The sequence below is a fragment of the Pseudomonas sp. No.21 genome (genome assembly GCF_054558415.1).
In genome coordinates this window covers 343,791-367,645 of record NZ_BAAJNO010000007.1, presented here as the reverse complement: position 1 = coordinate 367,645, position 23,855 = coordinate 343,791, and the positions used below count along the sequence as shown (strand labels likewise).

At 66.5% G+C, this 23,855-nt stretch carries 20 protein-coding genes and 1 riboswitch; of the genes, 11 read left to right on the top strand and 9 right to left on the bottom strand.

All coding sequences use genetic code 11. From position 1 onward, the window contains the following. Positions 1–25: 25 nt before the first annotated feature. From ACYJSS_RS16945 to ACYJSS_RS16925, 5 genes are all read right to left on the bottom strand, one after another. Positions 26–472 (bottom strand): ketosteroid isomerase-related protein, encoded by a 447-nt coding sequence (locus ACYJSS_RS16945; protein WP_111260954.1) that lies wholly within the window; start codon positions 470–472, stop codon positions 26–28. A 113-nt stretch (positions 473–585) separates the two neighbouring features. After that, positions 586–1,164: a TMEM165/GDT1 family protein gene (locus ACYJSS_RS16940; protein WP_236205838.1), complete on the bottom strand. Its 579-nt coding sequence runs from the start codon at positions 1,162–1,164 to the stop codon at positions 586–588. 93 nt (positions 1,165–1,257) lie between these two features. Further along, positions 1,258–1,377: riboswitch (yybP-ykoY riboswitch) on the bottom strand. Positions 1,378–1,427: 50 nt separating this feature from the next. Further along, positions 1,428–2,900: an amino acid permease gene (locus ACYJSS_RS16935; protein ID WP_236205790.1), complete on the bottom strand. Its 1,473-nt coding sequence runs from the start codon at positions 2,898–2,900 to the stop codon at positions 1,428–1,430. An 88-nt stretch (positions 2,901–2,988) separates the two neighbouring features. Next, positions 2,989–3,984 (bottom strand): class I SAM-dependent methyltransferase, encoded by a 996-nt coding sequence (locus tag ACYJSS_RS16930; RefSeq protein ID WP_236205789.1) that lies wholly within the window; start codon positions 3,982–3,984, stop codon positions 2,989–2,991. Positions 3,985–4,033: 49 nt separating this feature from the next. After that, positions 4,034–4,999 (bottom strand): 2-hydroxyacid dehydrogenase, encoded by a 966-nt coding sequence (locus ACYJSS_RS16925; protein WP_236205788.1) that lies wholly within the window; start codon positions 4,997–4,999, stop codon positions 4,034–4,036. Between the two features lie 77 nt (positions 5,000–5,076). On the opposite strand from ACYJSS_RS16925, the gene ACYJSS_RS16920 reads away from it, so the two are divergent. Then, positions 5,077–5,706, top strand: coding sequence for a LysE family translocator (locus ACYJSS_RS16920; RefSeq protein WP_236205787.1), 630 nt, complete (start codon positions 5,077–5,079; stop codon positions 5,704–5,706). Between the two features lie 78 nt (positions 5,707–5,784). Here ACYJSS_RS16920 and ACYJSS_RS16915 read toward each other — a convergent pair whose 3' ends face one another. Then, positions 5,785–6,567 (bottom strand): AraC family transcriptional regulator, encoded by a 783-nt coding sequence (locus ACYJSS_RS16915; protein ID WP_236205786.1) that lies wholly within the window; start codon positions 6,565–6,567, stop codon positions 5,785–5,787. Positions 6,568–6,656: 89 nt separating this feature from the next. Here ACYJSS_RS16915 and ACYJSS_RS16910 point away from each other — a divergent pair, with 89 nt between their 5' ends. Next, positions 6,657–7,841 (top strand): MFS transporter, encoded by a 1,185-nt coding sequence (locus ACYJSS_RS16910; RefSeq protein WP_236205785.1) that lies wholly within the window; start codon positions 6,657–6,659, stop codon positions 7,839–7,841. Between the two features lie 76 nt (positions 7,842–7,917). Here the strand turns inward: ACYJSS_RS16910 and ACYJSS_RS16905 are convergent, their stop codons facing one another. Beyond that, the gene (locus ACYJSS_RS16905; protein ID WP_236205784.1) at positions 7,918–9,093 is read right to left on the bottom strand and encodes an acetyl-CoA C-acyltransferase; all 1,176 of its coding nucleotides are present in this window, start codon (positions 9,091–9,093) and stop codon (positions 7,918–7,920) included. Positions 9,094–9,274: 181 nt separating this feature from the next. Between ACYJSS_RS16905 and ACYJSS_RS16900 the strand changes: the two genes are divergently transcribed. The 4 genes from ACYJSS_RS16900 to ACYJSS_RS16885 all read left to right on the top strand — a co-directional run bounded on the left by ACYJSS_RS16900 (position 9,275) and on the right by ACYJSS_RS16885 (position 17,350). Further along, positions 9,275–10,957 (top strand): fatty acid--CoA ligase, encoded by a 1,683-nt coding sequence (locus ACYJSS_RS16900; protein ID WP_111260946.1) that lies wholly within the window; start codon positions 9,275–9,277, stop codon positions 10,955–10,957. 244 nt (positions 10,958–11,201) lie between these two features. After that, entirely contained in the window at positions 11,202–13,070 is a 1,869-nt protein-coding gene (locus tag ACYJSS_RS16895; RefSeq protein WP_111260945.1) for a DUF1302 domain-containing protein, read from the top strand. Positions 13,071–13,095: 25 nt separating this feature from the next. Beyond that, the gene (locus tag ACYJSS_RS16890; protein WP_236205783.1) at positions 13,096–14,463 is read left to right on the top strand and encodes a DUF1329 domain-containing protein; all 1,368 of its coding nucleotides are present in this window, start codon (positions 13,096–13,098) and stop codon (positions 14,461–14,463) included. A gap of 148 nt (positions 14,464–14,611) precedes the next feature. Continuing rightward, positions 14,612–17,350, top strand: a complete 2,739-nt coding sequence (locus ACYJSS_RS16885) for a LuxR C-terminal-related transcriptional regulator (RefSeq protein WP_459480190.1) — start codon at positions 14,612–14,614, stop codon at positions 17,348–17,350. 4 nt (positions 17,351–17,354) lie between these two features. Here the strand turns inward: ACYJSS_RS16885 and ACYJSS_RS16880 are convergent, their stop codons facing one another. Then, complete coding sequence (locus tag ACYJSS_RS16880) at positions 17,355–18,209, bottom strand: hypothetical protein (RefSeq protein WP_236205781.1); 855 nt, start codon at positions 18,207–18,209, stop codon at positions 17,355–17,357. 89 nt (positions 18,210–18,298) lie between these two features. Between ACYJSS_RS16880 and ACYJSS_RS16875 the strand changes: the two genes are divergently transcribed. Both ACYJSS_RS16875 and ACYJSS_RS16870 read left to right on the top strand, forming a co-directional pair. Further along, on the top strand, positions 18,299–18,964 hold the full coding sequence (locus ACYJSS_RS16875; protein ID WP_236205780.1) for a TetR/AcrR family transcriptional regulator: 666 nt from the start codon (positions 18,299–18,301) through the stop codon (positions 18,962–18,964). A gap of 70 nt (positions 18,965–19,034) precedes the next feature. Then, positions 19,035–19,976, top strand: a complete 942-nt coding sequence (locus ACYJSS_RS16870) for an alpha/beta fold hydrolase (protein ID WP_111260940.1) — start codon at positions 19,035–19,037, stop codon at positions 19,974–19,976. A gap of 391 nt (positions 19,977–20,367) precedes the next feature. On the opposite strand, the gene ACYJSS_RS16865 is transcribed toward ACYJSS_RS16870, so the two are convergent. Next, positions 20,368–21,201 carry a metal-dependent hydrolase gene (locus ACYJSS_RS16865; protein WP_111260008.1) on the bottom strand — a complete coding sequence of 278 codons (834 nt, stop codon included), beginning with the start codon at positions 21,199–21,201 and terminating at the stop codon, positions 20,368–20,370. A 123-nt stretch (positions 21,202–21,324) separates the two neighbouring features. On the opposite strand from ACYJSS_RS16865, the gene ACYJSS_RS16860 reads away from it, so the two are divergent. From ACYJSS_RS16860 to ACYJSS_RS16850, 3 genes are all read left to right on the top strand, one after another. Beyond that, complete coding sequence (locus ACYJSS_RS16860; protein ID WP_111260009.1) at positions 21,325–22,344, top strand: AraC family transcriptional regulator; 1,020 nt, start codon at positions 21,325–21,327, stop codon at positions 22,342–22,344. 48 nt (positions 22,345–22,392) lie between these two features. Next, positions 22,393–23,037, top strand: coding sequence for an MBL fold metallo-hydrolase (locus tag ACYJSS_RS16855; RefSeq protein ID WP_236205779.1), 645 nt, complete (start codon positions 22,393–22,395; stop codon positions 23,035–23,037). An 82-nt stretch (positions 23,038–23,119) separates the two neighbouring features. After that, positions 23,120–23,824 carry an OmpA family protein gene (locus ACYJSS_RS16850; RefSeq protein WP_111260013.1) on the top strand — a complete coding sequence of 235 codons (705 nt, stop codon included), beginning with the start codon at positions 23,120–23,122 and terminating at the stop codon, positions 23,822–23,824. The last annotated feature ends 31 nt before the right edge of the window (positions 23,825–23,855 follow it).

Here is a 23,855-nt window from a genome sequence, read left to right as displayed (position 1 = left end):
ATTCCGGGCTGCGGGAGGCCGTGGATCAGGGCAGTGCCTTCTCCGCGTAGGCGCGATTGCTCAGGCCGAGCTGGGCGCGGAAGCTTTCCATGTCGAACATGGTGCAGATCTCCTGCACCTCGCCCCGGCTGTTGAAGGTCCAGAAGGCCATGGCGGAAATGCTGAGGATGCGGTCGCTGGGCGGGTAGCCGAGGGCCGGCTTGTGGATGCTGCCGATCAGGGTGCACCAGGTGAAGACGTGGCTGTCCTCGGCGATGCACTCCTCCACCACCACTTCCAGGTCGGGCATGGCGTCGCGGATCTTCAGCACCATCTCGCGGTAGCCCTCGCCGTCCAGCGGGCCGGGCATGAACGAACTCTTGTAGAGGAAGTCCTTGCTCTGCAGCTGCTCGGCCAGCGCCACGCGCCCCTTGTTCCAGGACAGGTCGATATGCTGGCGCGCCACGCGCTTGCGGTCGTCGGTCGACGTCATCTGCTTTTCCTCCTCCCTGGCCGGGCCGGCAGTAGGGCGAGAAATCTACCAGTTGGCGCGGCGCTGCCATTGGCCGAAACGCCAGCGAACTGGCGTCAGGCCGGTGACGCGGCTCAGGCCGCGCCGAGGGTCAGCGCCTTGTACACGGCGTAGAGGGCCAGGGCACCGAAGGCCAGGGCGGCGAGGCGGCGGATCAGGGTCAGCGGCAGCTTGTCGGCGGCGAAGTTGCCGGCCAGCACCACCGGCACGTTGGCCAGCAGCATGCCCAGGGTGGTGCCCGCCACCACGAGGATGAAATGCGGGTACTGGGCGGCCAGCATCACCGTGGCGACCTGGGTCTTGTCGCCCATCTCGGCGAGGAAGAAGGCGATCAGGGTGGTGAGGAAGGGGCCGTATTTCTTCAGCCCGGACTCCTCGTCGTCGTCCAGCTTGTCGGGTACCAGGGTCCACAGCGCCACGGCGACGAAGGAGGCGGCGAGGATCCAGCTCAGGGTGGCGGCGGAGAAGAAGCTGGCGACCCAGTTGCCCACGGCGCCGGCGGCGAAGTGGTTGGCGAGGGTGGCGGCGACGATGCCCCAGATGATCGGCCAGGGCTTGCGGAAGCGCGCGGCCAGCAGCAGGGCGAGCAGCTGCGTCTTGTCGCCGATTTCCGCCAGGGCGACGATCAGTGTGGGGACGAACAGGGATTCCAGCATCGGGGTTCCTACGGGGGCGGGTCGACTAATCACCATGACACACGCAATCTGCCCGCCCCGGGTCAGGTTGTGTGTGTCATAGGTCTTGTCAAACCGCTGGCCTGTCTAGGCAGGCTTGGGTCGCACGCGCCATGGTCTGTGGACCAAGTATGTTGACGCGTGCCTGGCGAGCAGGGCGCTCGCGGGAGACTACTCCCCTAGGACGGGGCGCATTCTGCACAAGGCGGGCGTGCCGGGCAAGCCCGCCGTTGCGCTGTTCGTCAGTTGTCCGTGGCGCGCACGTCCATCTCGGCGTAGCGCACGGTGCGGCTGCCGTTCTTCAGGCGATAGCCGAGCCAGATGGCGAGGAACAGCGGCAGGCTGATGTAGGTGGCGGCCAGCCCGGCCCAGTCGATGCGCTCGCCCACCAGGGCCTCGTAGTTCTGCCCGAGGGTGATCACCAGGCACAGGGCGAAGGCGAACAGCGGGCCGAAGGGGAACAGCTTGGCGCGGTAGGGCAGGTCTTCCAGGCGGCCGCCCTGCAGCAGGTAGCCCTTGCGGAAGCGGTAGTGGGAGATGGCGATGCCCAGCCAGGCGATGAAGCCGCACATGCCCGAGGTGTTGAGCAGCCAGGTGTAGAGGGTCGACTCGCCGAAGGCGGCGGTGAAGAAGCACAGCGCGCCTACCAGGGTGGTGGCGTAGAGGGCGTTGCGCGGCACGCCGCTGGCGGAGACGCGGGCGAACAGGCGCGGCGCCTTGCCCTGCGTGGCGAGGGTGTAGAGCATCCGCGTCGAGGCGTACATCCCGGAGTTGCCGGCCGAGAGGATGGCCGTGAGGATCACCGCGTTCATCACGCCGGCGGCCGCGGCGAAGCCGGCGCGCTCGAACAGCAGGGTGAAGGGCGAGACGCTGATGTCGCTGGCGTCGTTCTGCAGCAGGCTCGGGTCGGTGTAGGGGATCAGCATGCCGATCACGAAGATCGCCAGGATGTAGAACATCAGGATGCGCCAGAACACCTGGCGGATGGCGATTGGGATGTTCTTGCGCGGGTTCTCCGACTCGCCGGCGGCGATGCCGATCAGTTCGGTGCCCTGGAAGGAGAAGCCGGCGATCATCGCCACCCCGACCATGGCCTGCAGGCCGCCGACGAAGGGCGCCTCGCCCTGGGTGAAGTGGCTGAAGCCAGGGGACTGGATGCCGCTCATCACGCCGAAGATGGTGGCCAGGCCGATGATGATGAAGATCACCACCGTGACCACCTTGATCAGCGCGAACCAGAATTCGCTCTCGCCGAAGCCCTTCACCGAGATGACGTTGAGCAGGAACATCAGCGCCAGGAACAGCCCGCTCCAATAGATGCCCGGCACGTCGGGGAACCAGAAGCTCATGATCAGTTGCGCGGCCACCAGCTCGGCGGCAATGGTCACCGCCCAGTTGTACCAGTAGTTCCAGCCCAGGGCGAAACCGAAGCCATCGTCGACGAATCGGCTGCCATAGGTGCTGAAAGAGCCGGAAACCGGCATGTGCGCGGCCATTTCGCCGAGGCTGGTCATGAGGAAGTACACCATCACCCCGATCAGCGCGTAGGCGAGCAGGGCACCGCCCGGGCCGGCGTTGGCCACGGTGGCGCCCGAGGCGACGAACAGGCCCGTGCCGATGGAGCCGCCGATGGCGATCATGTTCAGGTGGCGGGGCTTCAGCGAGCGGTGCAGGCCGCTGCTGGCGGTGGGGGCGGCAGTGTCGAGGTCAGTCAAGAAAAACTCCAGGTGCCCGGTTCTTCGCCGGGCGTGTTGCGGCTAACGGGGGCCGCTCGAGTATGGATGGTGCGCGAGTGCCCGCCTGTCAGCGGCGGGCGCTGTAGATGCGGAAACCCTCCCCTTCGGCCAGGGTGCGGCAACCGCCGAACGCCTGTTCGATCAGGGGTTGGTACTTGAGGAAGCTGTTGGCCACCAGGCGCAGTTCGCCCCCCACCAGCAGGTGGCGTCCGGCTTCGCGCAGCAGCGTCTCGCTGGCCTGGTAGTCGGTGTGCACGCCCTGGTGGAAGGGCGGGTTGCTGACGATGGCCGAGAGCAGCCTGGGCGCCGCGTGGATGCCGTCTCCGGCGATCACTTCGGCTTCCAGGCCGTTGGCGGCCAGGGTCAGGCGGCTGGCGGCGATGGCGAAGGCGTCGACATCCAGCAGCACCAGCTGGCTCTGTGGATAACGGCGCTTGAGCGCGGCGCCGAGAACCCCGGCGCCGCAGCCGAAATCCAGCACCTTGCCGGTGGGCAGTTTGGCCAGGTTGTCCAGCAGCAGCGCGCTGCCGCGATCCAGGCGGCCATGGCTGAACACGCCGGGCAGGCTCACCACCTGCAACGGGCCGTCGGCCAGCTCGAGGCTGTAGCGCTGGGCCAGGGCCTCCAGCTCCGGGATCGCCGGTGCCTGTTCCACCTGCACCTGCCACAGCTGGCAGTGGCGGGCGCTGTCGAGCTTGCGCGGCTTGCCGAAGGGTTCCAGCTGGCGGGCGGCGCGTTCGATGCCGGCGCGCTTCTCGCCCACCAGGTACAGCGGCTTGCCGGGCAGGCGCGCAGCCAGGGCGGTGAGCAGGTAGTCGGTCAGCTCGCGGGACTTGGGCAGGAACAGCACGGCGGCTTCGAAGGGGGCGTCGGGGGCGTTGACGGTGAATTCGCAACGCCCGGGGAAGCGGGCTTCCAGGGCGGCCTGCTCACCGGCGTGCCAGGTCCAGCCGCGTGCCTGGGGCAGTTCGCCCAGCAGGTCGTCGGCGGGAAGGCCCGCCAGGAGCAGCGGGCCGAGGAACAGGTCAGCCTGTCGAAGCAGTACTTCGCTGCGCGGGTCCATGGGGTAGATCCTGATAAAAGCCGCGCATTTTATCAGAATCTTGTAGGCCTTAGCTTACCGTGCGGCGAGGCGTTTCCTTCAGCCACGCATCAAGGTTTTCCGCCATCTGTACGACGATGCGCTGGCGCGCCTCCCGGCTGCCCCAGGCGTTGTGAGGGGTGACGATCAGGCGCGGGATGTCCACGGCCAGCAGTGGGTTGCCGTCCTTCGGTGGCTCCTGGGTCAGCACGTCGGTGGCGGCACCGCCCAGGTGGCCGCTGCGCAGGGCGTCGGCCAGGGCATGTTCGTTGACCAGGCCGCCGCGCGCGGTGTTGACCAGGAAAGCGCCGGGCTTCATCAACGCCAGTTGCTCGGCGTCGATCAGGTTGCGGGTGTGCTCGTTGAGCGGGCAGTGCAGGGTCAGGGCGTCCACCTGGGGCAGCAGTTCCGCCAGGGGCAGGCGGTCGGCGCGAGGCGGGCGGCCGGGCAGGGCGCCGAGCAGCACGCGCATGCCGAAGGCCTCGGCCAGGCGTGCCACGGCGCTGCCCAGTTCGCCGTGGCCGAGCAGGCCGAGGGTCTTGCCCTCCAGTTCGACGATGGGAAAGTCCAGCAGGCAGAACTGGGTCGCCTTCTGCCAGTGGTCGTGGCGCACGGCTTCGCGGTAGTCGACGAAGCGGGTGGCCAGGTTGAGCAGAAGCATCAGGGTGTGCTGGGCCACGGACGGGGTGCCGTAGCCCTGGCAGTTGCACACGGTGATGCCACGGGCGCGGGCGGCGGCGAGGTCGATGTTGTTGGTGCCGGTGGCGCTGACCAGGATCAGCTTCAGATCCGGCAGCTCGGCGATGGCGGCGGCATCGATGGTCACCTTGTTGCTGATGGCGACCTGGGCGCCGCGCAGGCGCTCGACGACGTCGCGGTGGCCGGTCTGGTCGTGCAGTTCCAGTTCGGCGAACTGCTGGCGCAACGGCGTGAGGTCGAGATCGCCGAGATCGAGGGAGGCGTGGTCGAGGAAGACCGCGCGGAGGCTGTTGGTCATCAGCTGTACCTTTTTCCGAGACAGATGTAGGCGTAAGGTTGCCAGCCTATCAGCTCAACCCATTCTCAGGAGGTCGCATGTACTGGGCGGAATTCCTCACCGTTGCCTTGATCCACCTGCTGGCCGTGGCCAGCCCCGGCCCGGATTTCGCCATCGTGGTGCGCGAGAGCGTCGCCCATGGTCGCCGTGCCGGCACCTGGACGGCGATCGGCGTGGGCACCGGCATTTTCGTCCACGTGGCCTATTCGCTGCTGGGCATTGGCTTGATCGTTTCCCAGTCCATCGTGGCCTTCAACGCCCTGAAATGGCTGGCGGCGGCCTACCTGCTGTACATCGGCATCAAGGCGCTGCGCGCCAAGCCGGCTGACCCGGTCGCCACCGAGGCCGAGCCGACCGCCGCCGAGCGCAGCCCGCGCGGCGCCTTCGTCACCGGTTTCATCACCAACGGGCTGAACCCCAAGGCGACGCTGTTCTTCCTCTCGCTGTTCACCGTGGTGATCAACCCCCACACCCCGCTGGCCATCCAGGCCGGCTACGGCCTCTACCTGGCCTGCGCCACGGCCATCTGGTTCTGCCTGGTGGCGATGCTGTTCAGCCAGCAGCGCGTGCGCAGCGGTTTCGCCCGCATGGGGCACTGGTTCGACCGGTTGATGGGCGCGGTGCTGGTGGGGCTCGGGGTCAAGCTGGCGTTCACCTCGATGAAGTGAGGGGCTGCGCTTCGCAAAGCCATCACCGCAACGCAGGGCACAGGTATACGTAGGATGGGTAGAGCTCCGCGAAACCCATCACGCCTTCTCCAGCGTCGCCAGCAACCCCAGGCTGGCGACGTATTCCCTCGGGTTCTCCCCCAGCAGGCGGCGGAACATGGCGCTGAAGGCGCGGCCGCTGCCGTAACCCAGGTCGCTGGCGACCTTCTGCACACTGTGCCCGGCCAGCAGGCGCGGCAGGGCTTCGGTGAGGCGCAGTTGCTGGCGCCAGTCGTTGAAGCTCATGCCCAGCTCCTGGGCGAACAGCCGGCTCAGGGTGCGCGTGCTGGCGCCCACCTCCAGGCTCCAGTCGTCGAGGGTGCGGGTGCTCTCCGGGGTTGCCAGCAGGGCCAGGCAGATGGCTTGCAGGCGTCGGTCCCGGGGCATCGGCAGGTGCAGGGGCATGCGCTCCAGGGCGGCGATCTCGTGAAGGATCAGGCGCTGCACCAGGCTGCGGTGTTCGTCGTCGGTATCGCCGGCCTCCAGCGCCACCAGGCGCAGGATCAGTTCCCGCAGCAGCGGCGGTACCGCCAGCACGCAGCAGGCATCGAGATTCGGCGGTGCGGCGTCGGCGGCGATGAACAGGGTGCGCATCTGCACCTGCCCGGACATGAAGATCTGGTGCTCGATGCCCGGTGGGATCCACACCGCGCGGGTCGGCGGGATGACCCAGGCGCCGGCCTCGGTGACCAGGCGCATCAGCCCCTGCGCCGCGTAGAGGAATTGCGCCTGGCTGTGCAGGTGCAGGTCGACATGGGCGCCGTCGGGGTAGTCGAGGGCGACGGCGCCGATCCGGCCCTGGGGCAGATGGTCAATGAACATGGCTGTTCCGATGATCTTTTTGGCAGAACGTTGCTGGGCGGCCAACCTAGCATGGCGGTCCACAACAACCAAACAGCAGCGAAACTGCCATGAACCGACCGCGTACCGTCATCCGTTTCATCAACGCCGCCCACATCATCGACCACATGTTCATGCTCATCTTCCCTGCCGCCGTGCTGGGCATGACCGCCACCTTCGAGCTGTCCTACGCCGAGCTGATCGGCCTGTCCCTCGGCGGCTTCATCGCCTTCGGGGCCTGCTCGCTACCGGCCGGCTGGCTGGGTGACACATGGAGCCGCCGCCACATGATGCTGGTGTTCTTCCTCGGCATCGGCGGTGCGGCGATCTTCACCGGGCTGAGCCGGAGCACGCCGATGCTGGTGCTGGGGCTGACGCTGATGGGCGTGTTCGCCGCCATCTACCACCCGGTGGGCACGGCGATGCTGGTGGCCCATGCGCAGAACCGTGGCCGCGAGATCGGCATCAACGGCATGTGGGGCAACCTGGGCGTGGCGTTCTCGGCGCTGGTCACGGGTTTTCTCACCGCCCATTTCGGCTGGCGCGCGGCGTTCATCCTGCCGGGCGCGCTGTCGGTGGCCATTGGCGTGTGGTTCGCCCTCTGCGTGCGGGATGAGGCATCTCCCGTCGCCGCGGCCGGCACCCATCGGACTGGCGGGGCGGGGCAGGTTTCGATGCGCCTGGTGTTCGGTGTGCTGGCGCTGGTGACGGCCACGGGCGGGGTGATCTTCAACGCCTCGACCATGACCTACCCGAAGCTGTTCCAGGAGCGCCTGGTGGACCTGTTCGCCTCGCCGGAAAGCCTCGGCATCGTGGTCAGCATCGCCTACGCCTTCGGTGCCGTGGCGCAGTTGCTGATGGGCCGCGTGCTGGATCGCTACAGCCTGAAGCTGCCGTTCGTGGTGATGACCCTCTGCCAGGGGCCGTTGCTGGTGGCCATGGCCTATGCCGATGGCTGGATGGTGATCGCCCTGGGTGCCGCTTTCATGTTCGCGGTGTTCGGCCAGGTGACGGTGAACGATGCGATGGTGGCCAACTTCGTCGCCCCGCAATGGCAGGCGCGGGTCTTCGCGCTGCGCTACTTCCTGTCCTTCGGCGCCAGTGCGGCGGCCATCCCGATGATCGCCTTCATCGAACCGCGCCATGGGCTGGTGGGGCTGTATCTTGTGCTGGCGGTGTTCGGTGCGCTGACCTTCGCGGCGGCGCTGGCCTTCCCGAGGACGCCGGCCCACGCGCCCAAGGCGGTGCCCGCCTGAGGCGCGCCTGGGCTGAATGAAAAGGGGCTCCCGGACCTTGGTCCGGGAGCCCCTTTTCATTGGCCGCGCGGGCGGGTTACAGCAGTTCCACCGCCACCGCAGTGGCTTCGCCGCCGCCGATGCACAGCGAGGCGACGCCGCGCTTGCCGCCCTTGTTACGCAGGGCGTTGATCAGGGTGAGGATGATGCGCGAGCCGGTGGAACCGACCGGGTGGCCCTGGGCACAGGCGCCGCCGTAGACGTTGACCTTGGCGTGGTCGAGGCCGTGTTCGCGCATGGCGAGCATGGTGACCATGGCGAAGGCTTCGTTGATCTCGAACAGGTCCACGTCGTCCTTGCTCCAGCCGGTCTTCCTGAACAGGTTGGTCATGGCGCCGATGGGGGCGAGGGTGAATTCGCTCGGGTCCTGGCTCTGGGTGGCGTGGCCGACGATCTTCGCCAGGGGCTTGAGGCCACGGCGCTGGGCTTCCTCGGCGGTCATCAGCACCAGGGCGCTGGCACCGTCGGAGATGGAGCTGGCGTTGGCGGCGGTGATGGTGCCGTCCTTGCGGAAGGCCGGGCGCAGGGTCGGGATCTTGTCGAGGTTGGCGGTCAGCGGCTGCTCGTCGTCCTTCACCAGGGTCTCGCCCTTGCGGGTGGTGACGGTGACCGGGACGATCTCGGCGGCGAGGGCACCCTCGGCGATGGCGGCCTGGGCACGCTTGAGGGACTCGATGGCGTAAGCGTCCATCTCCTCGCGGGTGATGCCGTGCTTGTCGGCGGTCTCCTGGGCGAAGGAGCCCATCAGGCGGCCGGTGCGGGCGTCTTCCAGGCCGTCGAGGAACATGTGGTCCTTGATCTCGCCGTGGCCCATGCGCAGGCCGGTGCGGGCCCTCTCCAGCACGTAGGGGGCGTTGGACATGCTCTCCATGCCGCCGGCGACCATGACGCTGTTGGTGCCGGCCTTGAGCAGGTCGTGGGCCAGCATCACGGCCTTCATGCCGGAGCCGCAGAGCTTGTTGATGGTGGTGCAGCCGGTGGCAGCGGGCAGGCCGGCGTTCAGCGAGGCCTGGCGGGCCGGGCCCTGCTTGAGGCCGGCGGGCAGCACGCAGCCCATGATCACTTCCTGCACGTCGGCGGCGTCGATACCGGCGCGGGCCACGGCTTCGCGGATCGCCACCGCGCCCAGGTCCACGGCGGAAACGCCGGAAAGGCTGCCCTGGAAACCGCCCATCGGGGTGCGGGCGCCGCTGACGATTACGATCTCAGACATCTTGTTCCTACCTCTTCGGGTGATGGGCCGAGACTGGCCGATGGGGTGGATTCTATCTCGTGACCGAAAGTGGCCAAAGGGTCACGTGCAAATCATTCTTTTGACTGATTTATGCCTGGACGCAGGGCCCTAGAGTGCGGAGAAATCAATAACTACATCCCTCGCGCGCAGGTGCATTTCCATGGTGCAGACCCGAGTCATCAAACCGGCCGACAACGCCTACCAATATCCCTTGCTGATCAAAGGCCTGCTGCTCTCCGGCAGCCGCTACGAGAAGACCCGGGAAATCGTCTACCGCGATCTGGTCCGCTACAGCTACGCCACCTTCAACGAGCGCGTCGCGCGCCTGGCCAACCTGCTCACCGAGGCCGGTGTGAAGGCGGGTGACACGGTGGCGGTGATGGATTGGGACAGCCACCGTTACCTGGAGTGCATGTTCGCCATCCCGATGATCGGCGCGGTGCTGCACACCATCAACATCCGCCTCTCGCCGGACCAGATCCTCTACACCATGAACCACGCCGAGGACCGCTTCGTGCTGGTCAACAGCGAGTTCGTGCCGATCTACAAGGCCATCGAGGGCCAACTGACCACGGTCGAGAAGACCCTCCTGCTGACCGACGCCGCCGACAAGAGCGCCGACCTGCCGAACCTCGTCGGTGAATACGAAACCTTGATGGCCGCCGCCTCCACTCGCTACGACTTCCCCGACTTCGACGAGAACTCCCTCGCCACCACCTTCTATACGACCGGCACCACCGGCAACCCCAAGGGCGTGTACTTCACCCACCGCCAGCTGGTGCTGCACACCATGGCCATGGCCAGCATGATGGGCTCGGTGCACAGCCCGAGCCTGATGGCCAACGACGATGTGTACATGCCCATCACCCCGATGTTCCACGTGCATGCCTGGGGCGTGCCGTACGTGGCCACCATGCTGGGGGTCAAGCAGGTCTACCCCGGGCGTTACGATCCGGAACTGCTGGTGGAGCTGTGGCGTCGCGAGAAGGTCACCTTCTCCCACTGCGTGCCGACCATCCTGCAGATGGTGATGAACGCCAAGGCCGCGCAGGGCGTGGACTTCGGTGGCTGGAAACTGATCATCGGCGGCAGTTCGCTGAACCGCTCGCTGTACGACGCCGCCAAGGCACGCGGCATCCACCTGACGGCCGCCTACGGCATGTCCGAGACCTGCCCGATGATCTCCTGCGCGCACATGAACGACGAGCTGCTGGCCGGCAGCGAGGACGAGCGCACCACCTACCGCATCAAGGCCGGCGTGCCGGTGCCGTTGGTTGATGCCGCGATCATCGACGCCGAGGGCAACTTCCTTCCCGCCGACGGCGAATCCCAGGGCGAGCTGGTGCTGCGTGCGCCCTGGCTGACCCAGGGCTATTTCCGCGAGCCGGAGAAGAGCCTGGAGCTGTGGGAAGGCGGCTGGCTGCACACGGGCGATGTCGCCACCCTCGACGGCATGGGTTTCATCGACATCCGCGATCGCATCAAGGACGTGATCAAGACCGGTGGCGAATGGATCTCCTCCCTGGAGCTGGAAGACCTGGTCAGTCGCCACCCGGCGGTGCGCGAAGTGGCGGTGGTCGGAGTGCCCGATCCGCAGTGGGGGGAGCGCCCGTTCGCCCTGCTGGTGCTGCGTGACGGCCAGGCCCTGGATGCCAAGGCGCTGAAGGAGCACCTCAAGCCTTTCGTAGAGCAAGGTCACATCAATAAGTGGGCCATTCCCAGCCAGATCGCCGTTGTTACTGAAATTCCCAAGACCAGCGTCGGCAAACTGGACAAGAAACGCATCCGCGTCGATATCGCCCAGTGGCAGGCCACGGGCAGTACCTTCCTCTCCGCTCTTTGAGCCGCTGTAGGCCGGGTCCTACAAGGCCCGGCCTGTCTACCAAGCAAACGCTTGGCTTGTTTATTGCTGGCTCCGCGCCAGCTCACCCCGGCTTTACCAATCGCCAGATCGGGCTAGTCTGCAAACCTGCGGGCCAGAGTGCTCGCCGGACTGCAAATCACACTTTAGAGGGATCAAGCACTACTACCTCCTGGCTATAGTCCGCACCAATCCATAACAAAAAAACACACATGGAGTAGCGTCGATGACAACAAGAAAACCGTTCTGGCGCCTGGCCCGACTGCCAATGGCCGTCAGCCTCGCATCCACTCTCGCCGCCCCGGCATTCGGCGTAACGTTCAATATCGGCGAGATCGAGGGGCAGTTCGATTCCTCGTTGTCGGTCGGTGCAAGCTGGTCCATGCGCGGTGCGGATGCGGACCTGATCGGCAAAAACAACGGTGGCCAGGGGTTGTCGCAGACTTCTGACGATTCCCACCTGAACTTCAAGAAAGGCGAGACCTTCTCGAAGATCTTCAAGGGCATTCACGACCTCGAGCTGAAATACGGTGATACCGGCGTCTTCGTCCGTGGCAAGTACTGGTATGACTTCGAGCTGAAGGACGAGAGCCGCCTGTTCAAGGACATCGACGACCACAACCGAAAGGAGGCCGCGCAGTCTTCCGGCGCGCAGATCCTCGACGCCTTCATCTACCACAACTACGACATCGCAGATAAACCGGGCTCTGTGCGCCTGGGCAAGCAGGTCGTAAGTTGGGGTGAGAGCACCTTCATCCAGGGCGGGATCAACTCGATCAACCCGATCGACGTCTCCGCCTTCCGCCGTCCCGGCGCCGAAGTGAAGGAAGGCCTGATCCCGGTCAACATGTTCTACGTCTCTCAGAGCCTGACCGACAATCTTTCCGCAGAAGCCTTCTATCAATTGGAGTGGGATCAGACCGTCACCGATAACTGCGGCACCTTCTTCGCCCAGCCGGATATCGTTGCCGATGGCTGCAACGGCAACCTTGCCGTTCTGACCCCGCCCAGCGCCCTTCAACTTGCCACCATCAATGGCGGTATCGCGGGCCTACCGGCTTTCCTGGGCGTTTCGCCCGTCACCGCCACCAGCGAAGGCGTGATCGTTCCTCGCAGCGGGGACCGCGATGCCCGTGATGGCGGCCAGTGGGGTACCGCGTTGCGTTACTTCTCTGAAGAACTGGACACCGAGTTCGGCGCCTATTTCATGAACTACCACAGCCGCGCGCCGATTTTCAGCGCTACAGCCGCCGGCAATGGTGTCTATACAGCCGCCCCAGGTTTTGGCGCTGCCGCTCCCCTGGTCGTGGCCGCCAACTCCAAGTACTTCATCGAGTATCCGGAAGACATCCGACTCTATGGCTTGAGCTTCTCCACCACCTTGCCCACCGGCACGGCATGGTCGGGCGAGGTCAGCTACCGTCCGAATGCCCCGGTGCAGATCAACTCCACCGACGTTCTTTATGGCGGCGTCAAACTGCTGGGTGGTGCCTACGCAAACGCTTCGCTGCTCAATGGCCAGCGCGGCCAGGATCTGCATGGCTATAACCGCAAGGAAATCACCCAGTTCCAGACGACCTTCACTCATTTCTTCGATCAGGTGATGGGTGCTGAGCGTCTGACTTTGGTCGGTGAAGTGGGCTTCACCCACGTAGGTGGGCTGGAAAGCACCAGCAAGGTTCGCTACGGACGTGACCCGATCTATGGTCCTGGTCCGCTGCCGCCGACCGCTGCGCTGGGTGGGAACACTTGCGCAGCGCTTAACGGTGCCGGGGAAAACCAGCGCAAGTACTGCGAAGACGACGGCTTCGTGACCAGCAACTCCTGGGGTTATCGCGCTCGCGCCATCTGGGACTACAACGACGCTTTCGCCGGTGTGAACCTCAAGCCGAACATCGCCTGGTCGCACGACGTCAATGGCTACGGCCCCAACGGCACCTTCACCGAGGGCGCCAAGGCCATCAGCCTGGGTCTGGACGCCGAGTACCAGAACACCTACACCGCCAGCCTGTCCTATACCGACTTCTTCGGTGGCGACTACAACACCCTGATCGATCGCGACTTCCTCGCGCTCAGCTTTGGCGTGAACTTCTAAGCGGCCCGGAATTAAGGAATCACCTATGAAAACAACAAAGAACCTGCTGCAAACCGGTGCGCTGGCGCTGTCCCTGCTGGCCACCGCCGTCATGGCGGCGGCACCCGCCGACCAGGTGGCCAAGATCGGCACCACCCTGACCCCGCTGGGTGCGGAGAAGGCCGGCAATGCCGATGGCACCATCCCCGAGTGGACCGGCGGCCTGCCGCAGAACGCCGGCCCGGTGGACGACAAGGGCTTCGTTTCCGATCCCTTCGCCAGTGAGCAACCGCTGTTCACCATCACCGCGCAGAACGTCGAGCAGTACAAGGACAAGCTGACCCCCGGCCAGTACGCGATGTTCAAGCGCTACCCGGAAACCTACAAGATGCCGGTGTTCACCACCCACCGTACGGCCACCGTACCGGCGAACGTGATCGCGGCAGCCAAGGAAAACGCGGCCAACACCAAGCTGGTGGAGGGCGGTAACGGCCTGGAGAACTTCAAGACCGCCAACCCCTTCCCGATCCCGCAGAACGGCCTGGAAGCGATCTGGAACCACATCACCCGCTACCGCGGCGGCAGCGTGCGCCGCCTGGTGACCCAGGCGACCCCGCAGCCCAACGGCTCCTACAGCCTGGTGTACTTCCAGGACGAGTTCACCTTCCGCGACAAGCTGAAGGACTACGACCCGAGCAAGCCGAGCAACGTGCTGTTCTACTTCAAGCAGCGCGTGACCGCTCCGTCGCGCCTGGCCGGTAACGTGCTGCTGGTGCACGAGACCCTCAACCAGGTGAAGGAGCCGCGCCTGGCTTGGCTGTACAACGCCGGCCAGCGTCGTGTTCGCCGTGCCCCGCAGGTGTCCTACGATGGCCCGGGTACCGCCGCCGACGGCCTGCGTACCTCCGACAACTTCGACATGTACAACGGTGCGCCGGACCGCTACGACTGGAAGCTGGAAGGCAAGAAGGAGATCTACATCCCCTACAACAGCTACCGCCTGGACTCGCCGAAGCTGAAGTACGCCGACATCATCAAGGCCGGCCACATCAACCAGGACCTGACCCGCTACGAGCTGCACCGCGTGTGGCATGTCGTCGCGACCCTGAAGGCCGGCGAGCGCCACATCTACGCCAAGCGTGACTTCTACATCGACGAGGACACCTGGCAAGCCGCCGCCATCGACCACTACGACGGCCGTGGCACCCTGTGGCGCGTCGCCGAGGCCCACTCGGAGTACTACTACGACAAGCAGGTGCCCTGGTACGCCGTGGAAACCCTGTACGACCTGCTGTCCGGTCGCTACCTGGCCCTGGGCATGAAGAACGAGGAGAAACAGTCCTACGACTTCAACTACAGCGCTTCGGAAAGCGATTACACCCCGGCGGCCCTGCGTCAGGCTGGCGTCCGTTGATCCTGTAATACCGCGTAAACAAGCCGGCCTTCGGGCCGGCTTTTTCTTGTCTGTACTTTCCCAAGGGACTACAAATGGGCGGACCGAAAGGCTAGGCTGCCTCAGCGCTCACGCCCCCGCGGCATAACCATTCCTAGAAGCCGGGTTGATGACCGATCTATCCAGTTCGCGTTCCTTCGCGCCCGCTGCCGTCCCGGTAGCCGGCGAACGCTTTTTCCGTCCACCGCTGCCGGCCGGGCACCTTTCGCGCCCGCGCCTGTGCGACCGCCTGGCCGCAGGCCTCGGAGGGCGCCTGCTGCTGGTCAGCGCGCCCGCCGGGTTCGGCAAGAGCTCGCTCGCCATCGAGTTCTGCGAGGGCCTGCCGGATGGCTGGCAGGCGCTCTGGCTGGGATTGGGGCGACGCGACATCGACCCCGGGCGTTTCCTCGAGCGGCTGCTCGATGGCTTGCGCCAGTTCTTCCCGGGGATGGGCGAGGAGGCCATGGGCCTGCTGAAGATGCGCCAGCGCCACCAGCCCTTTGCCTTCGAGGAATGGCTCGACGGCCTGCTCGACGAGCTGGGCCAGCGCCTGGATCGCCAGCAACCGCTGCTGCTGGTGCTCGACGACTACCACCTGGCCCAGGGCGCGGTGCTCGACCGCTGCCTGCAATTCTTCCTCAACCACCTGCCCGAAGGGCTGGTGTTGCTGGTTACCAGCCGCCAGCGTCCCGACTGGCACCTGGCCCGCCTGCGCCTGTCGCGGCAACTGGTGGAACTCAATGAACACGACCTGCGCCTGACCGATGCCGAGAGCACCGCGTTGCTCCAGGCCCAGGGCGCACGCCTGGATGGTGCACACCTGGAGAACCTGCTGCAGCGCAGCGAGGGCTGGGCCGCCGGCCTGCGCCTGTGGCTGCTGGCGAGCCAGGACGAGGGCGACGCCCATGCCCTGGCGCGCGGCCCCCACGGCGACGAGGGGCTGATCCGCGAATACCTGCTGGAGGAGGTGATCGACCGGCAGAGTGCCGAGGTGCAGGCCTTCCTTTATGAAACGGCCTGCCTCGACCGCTTCTGCGCCGAGCTGTGCGATGCGGTGCGCGACGGGCACGGCAGCGCCGGCATCCTCCAGCACCTGCAGGCTCACCAGGTGTTCCTGGTGCCGCTGGACGAGCACGGCCACTGGTTCCGCTACCACCACCTGTTTTCCGACCTGCTGCGGGCCCGCCCGGCCCACGCCGCGACCATTCCCCTGGCCAGCCTGCACCTGCGTGCCTGTCGCTGGTTCAGCGCCCAGGGCCTGCTGGACGAAGCCATCGAGCAGGCCCTGCGCGCCGGCCAGCCGGACGTGGCCGCCAGCCTGGTGCAGAACCTCTCCGAGGAACAACTGCTGGCCGAGCAGAACATCGCCATGCTGCTGCGCTGGAAGATGGACCTGCCCGACAGCCTGCTGGTGAGCACGCCACGCCTGATCATGCTCTACAGCATGGCCCTGGCCCTGGCCTGCCAACTGGACGCCGCCGAGGAGCTGGGGGCCCAGCTCGCGCGCTTCCTGCCGGCGCCCAACGCCCAGGCCCAACAGGGGCTGATCGCCCAGTGGCTGGCCCTGAGCGGCGTCATCGCCCGGGGCCGTGGCGACATCGTCCTCGCCGAACGGCATTGCGCCGAGGCGCTCACCGCCCTGTCCCAGGAGCGCTATGGCCAGCGCCTGCTGTGCCTGTCCACCCTGGCCAACATCGCCGTCGCCCGGGGCGACCTGTGGCGCGCCCGTGGTCTCAATCGCGAGGCGCTGGAGCTGGCGCAGCGCATCGGCAACCCGCTGTTCGAGGCCCTGGCCCACTACGACCGCGCGCGGGTGCTGCAGGCCCGTGGCGAAATCCTTCGCGCGCTGGAGGAAGTACGCCAGGGGCAGGAGCGCCTGCGTGGCCTGCCGTCCCAGCGCTTCTACGCCGCCCGTGCGCGGCTGATGATCTACGAGGGCTATCTGCTCTGCGTACGCCTGCAACCCCAGGCCGCGCGCAGCCGCCTGCTGGCCGGGATCGCCGAGGCGCGTGCCTGCCGCGACATCAGCCTGCTGATCGGCTACAGCGTGCTGGCCAGCCTGGAAGGCCGTGAAGGGCGCCTGTCGTCGGCCTTCGCCCTGCTCGCCGAGGCGGAGCGGCTGATGCACATCTGGGATGTGCCGCCGGTGTACTACCTGGCCATGGTCACCCTGGTGAAGTGCGAACTCTGGCTGGTGCAGGGGCAGGTCGAGCTGGCCTCGGCCTGGCTTTCGCGCCTGGCGGAAACCTACAGCGGCGAGCAGGCCGCCGCTGCCCCCGAATTCCATCCGCAGCTGCCGCTGCACATCGAATTGCAGCAGGCCGCCCTGGCCCGGATCGAAGGGCGCAGCGGCGAAGCCGAACGGCGTTTGCGTGCGCTGGTGCAGCGGGCCAAGGAAAGTGGCGGCGCGCTCATGGCGCAGGTGGCACAGCTGCACCTGGCGCAATTGCTGCGTGTCGGAGGGCGCGACAAGGACGCGCTCGCATTGCTGGGCAGTGCCCTGGAATCGCTGCCCGGTGGCGCGTTGCTGCCCTTCCATGAGCTGTTGTCGCACCAGGGCCCCTGGCTGCGTGAGCAACTGCTGGTGCGCTCGGCCCCTGAGGCCGCGGCATTGCTGGCGTTGTTGCCGGAAGCGCAAGCGCCGGCTGCCAGCGAGGCGCCACTGGCCGGCAGTGATGCGTTGAGTACGCGTGAGCTGGCGGTGCTGCAACTGATCGCCCAGGGCTGTTCCAACCAGGAGATCAGCGAGCGGCTGTTCATCTCCCTGCACACGGTCAAGACCCACGCCCGTCACATCAACGGCAAGCTCGGGGTGGAACGGCGCACCCAGGCGGTGGCGCGGGCCAAGGCCCTCGGCCTGTTGCGCTGAACCGCTACTGCAGCGGAGCCGGCGCGGAGAGATCCAGCGCCGGCTTCGGCTTGCCGGCCGGCACGGGTTTGGCCAACTGCTGCTCGACGTCCTGCTGGATGGCAGCCAGTACCGGCAGCAGGTCGGCCATGCTGCTGCGCACCTCCGTATAGGGGTGCTTTTCCGCCAGCTCGCCCACGCGCGCCATCAGTTGCGCGCGCACGTCGCTACGCAGGTGGATGAACAGCTCCGGCATCTGCTTGCCCAGCTCGGCGGCATAGAGCACCAGGTCCTCGCGGTTGAACTGCCTGGTCAGCCCCAGGTAGTCCAGCGCGCTGGAAGTGAGCATCGCCGCCGCCTCCTTGGTTTCCTGCAGGCCCTGCAGGCGCACCGGCTTGCTCTGCTCGCTCTCCGACAGGGTCATCCAGAACTCCACCGTGAGGGTGAAGAGGATCGCCTGCTGGCGCATCGAATAGCTCATCAGCCCCAGCGCCTCGGCGCCATAGGGTTGCTGCGCGGCCTTGAAGTCGAAGTACAGGCGCATCAGCTCCTTGAGGCGGAACAGCACCTCGCGCGCCTCGTTCTGGCGCAGCTCCAGGGGCGCGTAGATGTTCAGCTGCGGCTTGAAGTTCTCCTCGCTGACCATGCGCGTGTAGATGGGCCCGGTGAATTCGCCGCTGCGCCGGGGCAGGGCGTTGACCTGGGTGCGGTCGACCTTGTCCAGGGCATCGATCAGTTGCTGGTAGTCGTGGCTGTTCCACGGGCGCTGGATGTCGGGAATCTTCTGCCCCAGGTAGAACAGTTCGGCGGCCGGGGCAGGCAGCGCCAGGACCAGCAAAAGGATGGCCAGCGGCCACGGCAGGCGGCGTGATAGCTTCATCGACACGGAAGATTCCAGCGGGAAGGGGCGCGCCAAGAGTAACGGGGCGGTGGCGCCCCGTCACCCGCGCCTTGGTTGGGGGACGGGTGATGGACGAGAGCGAGCGCGGGGCGATCTTCGCGGTGTTCGAGGACCTCGGCGGCTATGGCGCCGTGGCGCGCCAGCAGGCCGAGGCGGAAGGCCCGCTGGTGGGGCATCTGCTGCGCACCAATATCCAGTTGGCGGCCATCCCGGTGTTCGCCCGCAAGGGCATCGGCGAGACCACGGTGAACGACCTGCTGGACGCCGCGCAGGTATCGCGGCGCACCTTCTACAAGTACTTCTCCAACAAGATGGATGTCCTTGAAAGCATCTACCAGACCGCCGTGGTGCTGCTGCTCAACCGCTTCCGCGGCATGCGTGCCGCCGCTGGCAGCGACGAGGCCTGGCTGCGCGACATGGTGCGCTGCTTCTTCGACTACCACCTGGCCGTGGGGCCGATCATCCGCCTGATGCAGGAAGAGGCCATGCGCACCGACTCGCCCCTGGCCGCCCACCGCCAGCGCGCTCACCTGGAGATGGCCGCGCTGCTCGACGAACGCCTCCAGGCCACCGGCCAGGTGGTGGACCCGCTGACCTTCCGCGCACTGATCTGGGCCCTGGAGGCCGCCTCCATGGACCTGCTCGGCGGCGCCGCCAGCCGCCAGCGCATCGAACACGCCCGCGCGGTGCTGGGCGACCTGCTGATCGCCGCCCTGCGTCCACGCTCTACCTAGGTTGGGGCGCGTGGCACGCGACCCCGTGATCTGATAAGGCCCTCGACAATAACAATCACGAGGTGCCCGCATGTCCGCTACCAGCCTGCCGATGTCGCCACCGCTCGCGGTCGGGTTCTCCCGCCTGGGCTTCGGTTCCCTGCCCCTGGACCGCCTGAAGGCGCGCTACGCCAGCCCCGACAGCGGCTCGCGCTTCATCGAACTGGACGGCTTCAACGTCCACTACCGCGACGAAGGCAGCCGCGACAAGCCGGTGCTGGTGATGATCCATGGCGTGGTCGCCTCCCTGCACACCTGGGACGGCTGGGTGCAGGCCTTCGCCCCGCACTACCGCATCATCCGCTTCGACGTGCCCGGCTTCGGCCTCACCGGCCCCAAGCGCAGCGGCGATTACTCCGGCGAGCGGATGATCCGCATCTTCGGCCTGCTGCTGGACCACCTGCGTATCGACAAGGCCTCCATCGCCGGCAACTCCCTGGGCGGCTACATCGCCTGGAACTTCGCCCTGGCACAGCCTTCGCGGGTGGAAAAACTGGTGCTGATCGACCCGGCCGGCTACCAGATGCGCAAGGTGCCGTGGATGATCGCCTCCGCCGCACTGCCCGGCTCCACCGTGGCCATGCCCATGTGGATGCCGCGCGCGCTGATCGCCCAGGGCATCAGGGAAGTCTATGGCGAGCCCGGGCGGATCAAGCCCGGCGTCGTCGATCGTTACTACGACCTGAGCCGCCGCCCGGGCAACCGCCGCGCGATGATGGAAATCTTCCGCGTGCTGCTGAAGGTGAACAGGGACGAACTGGAAGGCACCGGCCAGCGCGTCGCCGCGATCAAGGCGCCGACCCTGCTGATGTGGGGCGAGCGCGACCGCTGGATCTCGCCCAAGCACGTCCCGCTATGGCAGCGCGACCTGCCGGGCATCCAGGTGCGCACCTACCCCGGCGTCGGGCACATCCCCATGGAAGAGATTCCCGAGCAGACGGCTGCGGATGCGCTGCGCTTCCTGCAGGGCTGACGCCCGCTAGCTAAGACTCGCCGAACGCTGCTCCCGGCTTTGGATAACATCCCGGTGAGCAGCGTTTCTGCGTGGGCGAAGAATCGCAGTATGGTGTGGGGTGGGCGTGGGTGGGCGTAGGGTGGGCTTCAGCCCACCGTTCTCTCTCTGCTCCAACTTCTTCGCCTGGTTCTGGATAAGTGTGCGCTCCAATTTCCCGGTGCGCGCAGCACACCCTACGACGGGGCTTCGAGCTCTTTGTAGGCACGACCTACCCATAGGAGCGAGCTCCGCTCGCGAAGCCCTTCGAACGAACCGCAAAAAGAGCGGTGGGCTGAAGCCCACCCTACGATCCCCTTCCACTCCAGAAACGACAACGGCCCCGAAGGGCCGTTGCGTTAACACCGAGGAATCACGCCGCCGCAGGCACGCCGTCGAACTCCTCGCGGGTCTTGTGCAGCAGTTCGAGGTTGTCGTGCTGCCAGGGGTGGAAGCCTTTCTTGAAGAAGTCCATGTACGCCGGGATCAACTGGCGGAACATGCCGTTCTTGCCCCACATCCAGCTCAGGCCGTCGCGCCAGACGCGCCAGTTCCACAGCAGGCCGTCGCGCTTGAGCATGTGGATGAGGCCGCGGTGGGTGTCGAGCATGAAGAAGAAAGTGCCCATGATCATCGCCCGGCGCAGCAGTTTGCGGCTGCCGCAGACCTGGTTGTAGACGTCGAAGGCCACCGCCTTGTGCTCGGTTTCCTCCAGCGCGTGCCAGCGCCACAGGCGGGCCAGGGTCGGGTGAGCGCCGGCGATGTGCTCGGGGTTCTTCAGCAGGCCGTCGGCCATGATCGCGGTGATGTGCTCCAGGGCGGCGGTAGCGGCCAGCTGGCGGCGCTTGGAGAACTTCTTCTGGGTGTAGCGGATGCGCGCCTGGGCGCGGCGCTCAATGCGGCCGATGTCGTAGCCGAGGTCGCGCAGGCGGTTGCTGTATTCCAGGTGCTCGCGGCTGTGGTGGCCTTCCTGGCCGATGAAGCCGCGGATCTGCTCCTTGAGCACCGGGTCGGTGATCTCCTCGCGGAAGTTGCGCACCGAGTCGATGAAGAAGCGCTCGCCATCGGGGAAGAGCACCGACATGGCGTCGAACAGGTGGGTCTTGAAGGCATTGCCACTGTGCCAGTGGCGCGGCAGCGGATTGGGTAGGTCGAAATCCATGTGTCGCGGTCGGATTACCAATCCTTCTGGGGTCGTGCTGGTCATGGGGACTCCCTGAGTCTATGCAGAAACCACGCTCCAACTTTGGCTTGCCGGGTTTTGTCGGACAAGGTTATCTTCTGCCAATCATCGGGTCATATCTGGCCACGGCCGACAACAAGAATACTCATGAAGCAACCGCTGACCTTCTCTGCCGAACTGGTGCCCGTCGCCTATGCCGAGGCGCTGCTGGCCCTCGCCGAAGAGCTGGGCGTAGCCCGCGAAACCCTGCTCGCCCAGGCTCGGGTGCGACCGGAACTCCTCCAGAGCCCCAATGGCCGCCTGTCCTTCATCGACTTCAACCTCCTGGCCAGCGCCGCCCTGGTGCTGTGCGACGAGCCGGCGCTGGGGCTGGTGCTCGGCCAGCGGCTGAATGTCTCCACCCACGGCATCCTCGGCTACGCGGTGCTCTCCAGCGCCAACCTGGGGCGTGCCCTGCAGTTCGCCATGAAGTACTACCGGGTGCTGGGCCTGGCCTACGAACTGGAGCTGGTGGAGCAGGGCGACGACCTGCAGATGCGTGCCGTCGAATCCTTCCCCATGGGGCCCCTCGGGCGTTTCGCCGGGGAGGGGCTGATGACCAGTTTCTGCACCATCGCCCGCTTTCTCCTGGGCGAGGAACTGCACGGCCTGCGCGTGGGCTTCGCGCACCCGGCGCCGGCCTACGCCGCCCGCTATGTCGAGGTGTTCGGCGCCCCGGTGGAGTTCGAGCAGCCGTACCACTGGATGACCCTGCCCAAGCACTACCTCGACCGCCCCATGGCCCTGGCCAACCCGGCGACGGTGCAGATGTGCGAGCAGCAGTGCGAGGCGCTGCTGGCCACCCTCGACGTGCAGGACGCCCTGCTGACCCGCGTACGCCGCCTGCTGCTGGCCCGCCCCGGCGACTTCCCCGACCTCGACAGCGCCGCGCGCTCGCTGCACACCAGCGGGCGCAGCCTGCGCCGCCACCTGGCGTCCATGGGCACCAGCTACCAGCAGGTGCAGGACGAGGTGCGCAAGGGCCTGGCCCTGCAGTACCTCACCACCACCCACCTGCCGCTGTTCGAGATCGCCAGCCTGCTGGGCTTCAGCGACCCCTCCAACTTCCGCCGTGCCTTCAAGAAATGGACGGGCAAGCTGCCCAGCGATTATCGTGCTGACCCCTGATCCGACCGGCCCGCACAGAGGCCGGCGACCTGGCCTGGAGGACCGGCAATGACCGCAGCGCAACCCACCCTGATCCGCGAGACCTTCCCCGTCGGCCCGTTGCAGTGCAACTGCACGCTGATCGGCGACCCCATCAGCAAGAAGGCCATCGTGGTCGACCCGGGCGGCAACCACGAGCAGATCATCGCGCGGCTGGAGGCCCACGGCCTGAAGCTGGTCAGCATCATCCACACCCACGCGCACCTGGATCACTTCCTCGCCTCCGGCGAGCTGAAGAAGGCCACCGGCGCCACCCTGCACCTGCACAAGGAAGACCAGTTCCTCTGGGACAACCTGGAGATGCAGTGCCGCATGTTCGGCGTCCCCTACAAGCCGGTGCCGGCCCCCGACCAGTGGCTGGCCGACGACGAGGAGCTGGCCTGCGGCTGCGGCGTCGCCCTGCACACCCCCGGGCACACGCCGGGCTCGATGAGCTTCTGGTTCCCCGAGGCGCGCCTGCTGATCGCCGGCGACACCCTGTTCCGCCGTGGCATCGGCCGCACCGACCTGTGGGGCGGCGACTACGCCACCATCGAACGTTCCATCCGCCAGCGGCTGTACAGCCTGGACGAGGAGGCCACGGTGGTCACCGGCCATGGCCCCGATACCCGCCTGGGCGACGAGATGCGCGAAAACCCGTTCATCCGTGCCTGAGGCCACGGAATTTCCACAATGGGCCATGCTCTAATCCTCGTCAGTCCACCGGGACTGACGAGCATTCAGGAGTAGAAAGTCCATGTTCACCACGCGTCGCCTGATCATCGCCGCTACCGCCGTCGCCTTGCTGTCAGGCTGTGCTTCGCAGAACCCCTACGAGAACCAGAGCCAGGCGCCCCGTCAGGGCATGAGCAAGACAGCCACCTACGGCGGCCTGGGCGCGTTGGCCGGCGCCGTCGCCGGCGCCGCGATCAACCATGACAAGCGTGGCAAGGGTGCGCTGATCGGTGCGGCCGTGGCCGGCGCCGCCGGTGCGGGCTACGGCTACTATGTCGACCGGCAGGAAGCGGAGCTGCGCCGCAGCATGGAAGGCACCGGCGTGCAGGTGCAGCGCCAGGGCGACAACATCAACCTGGTGATGCCCGGCAACATCACCTTCGCCACCAACTCGGCGGACATCGCCAGCAACTTCTATACCCCGCTGAACAACCTGGCCAACTCCTTCAAGCAGTACGACCAGAACAGCATCGAGATCGTCGGCCACACCGACAGCACCGGTAGCCACCAGTACAACGTCAACCTCTCGCAGTTGCGCGCGCAGAGTGTGGCCAACTACCTGATGGCCCAGGGCGTCAACGGTGCGCGGCTGAGCTCGCGCGGCATGGGACCGGACCAGCCGGTGGCGAGCAACGCCACCGAGGCCGGCCGTTCGCAGAACCGCCGCGTGGAAATCAAGCTGACCCCGCTGCCCAACGCCCAGGTGCCCCAGCAACAGGGCTACTGATCCACCGCTCGCGTGCAGGGCCCCCGTTCGG

What these genes read in the sequence shown, in the direction of transcription:
- ACYJSS_RS16945 (WP_111260954.1), bottom strand. Translation starts at nt 472, where the DNA reads ATGACGTCGACCGACGACCGCAAGCGCGTGGCGCGCCAGCATATCGAC.
- ACYJSS_RS16930 (WP_236205789.1), bottom strand. Translation starts at nt 3,984, where the DNA reads ATGGACCCGCGCAGCGAAGTACTGCTTCGACAGGCTGACCTGTTCCTC.
- ACYJSS_RS16925 (WP_236205788.1), bottom strand. Translation starts at nt 4,999, where the DNA reads ATGACCAACAGCCTCCGCGCGGTCTTCCTCGACCACGCCTCCCTCGAT.
- ACYJSS_RS16920 (WP_236205787.1), top strand. Translation starts at nt 5,077, where the DNA reads ATGTACTGGGCGGAATTCCTCACCGTTGCCTTGATCCACCTGCTGGCC.
- ACYJSS_RS16915 (WP_236205786.1), bottom strand. Translation starts at nt 6,567, where the DNA reads ATGTTCATTGACCATCTGCCCCAGGGCCGGATCGGCGCCGTCGCCCTC.
- ACYJSS_RS16910 (WP_236205785.1), top strand. Translation starts at nt 6,657, where the DNA reads ATGAACCGACCGCGTACCGTCATCCGTTTCATCAACGCCGCCCACATC.
- ACYJSS_RS16905 (WP_236205784.1), bottom strand. Translation starts at nt 9,093, where the DNA reads ATGTCTGAGATCGTAATCGTCAGCGGCGCCCGCACCCCGATGGGCGGT.
- ACYJSS_RS16900 (WP_111260946.1), top strand. Translation starts at nt 9,275, where the DNA reads ATGGTGCAGACCCGAGTCATCAAACCGGCCGACAACGCCTACCAATAT.
- ACYJSS_RS16895 (WP_111260945.1), top strand. Translation starts at nt 11,202, where the DNA reads ATGACAACAAGAAAACCGTTCTGGCGCCTGGCCCGACTGCCAATGGCC.
- ACYJSS_RS16890 (WP_236205783.1), top strand. Translation starts at nt 13,096, where the DNA reads ATGAAAACAACAAAGAACCTGCTGCAAACCGGTGCGCTGGCGCTGTCC.
- ACYJSS_RS16885 (WP_459480190.1), top strand. Translation starts at nt 14,612, where the DNA reads ATGACCGATCTATCCAGTTCGCGTTCCTTCGCGCCCGCTGCCGTCCCG.
- ACYJSS_RS16880 (WP_236205781.1), bottom strand. Translation starts at nt 18,209, where the DNA reads ATGAAGCTATCACGCCGCCTGCCGTGGCCGCTGGCCATCCTTTTGCTG.
- ACYJSS_RS16875 (WP_236205780.1), top strand. Translation starts at nt 18,299, where the DNA reads ATGGACGAGAGCGAGCGCGGGGCGATCTTCGCGGTGTTCGAGGACCTC.
- ACYJSS_RS16870 (WP_111260940.1), top strand. Translation starts at nt 19,035, where the DNA reads ATGTCCGCTACCAGCCTGCCGATGTCGCCACCGCTCGCGGTCGGGTTC.
- ACYJSS_RS16865 (WP_111260008.1), bottom strand. Translation starts at nt 21,201, where the DNA reads ATGACCAGCACGACCCCAGAAGGATTGGTAATCCGACCGCGACACATG.
- ACYJSS_RS16860 (WP_111260009.1), top strand. Translation starts at nt 21,325, where the DNA reads ATGAAGCAACCGCTGACCTTCTCTGCCGAACTGGTGCCCGTCGCCTAT.
- ACYJSS_RS16855 (WP_236205779.1), top strand. Translation starts at nt 22,393, where the DNA reads ATGACCGCAGCGCAACCCACCCTGATCCGCGAGACCTTCCCCGTCGGC.
- ACYJSS_RS16850 (WP_111260013.1), top strand. Translation starts at nt 23,120, where the DNA reads ATGTTCACCACGCGTCGCCTGATCATCGCCGCTACCGCCGTCGCCTTG.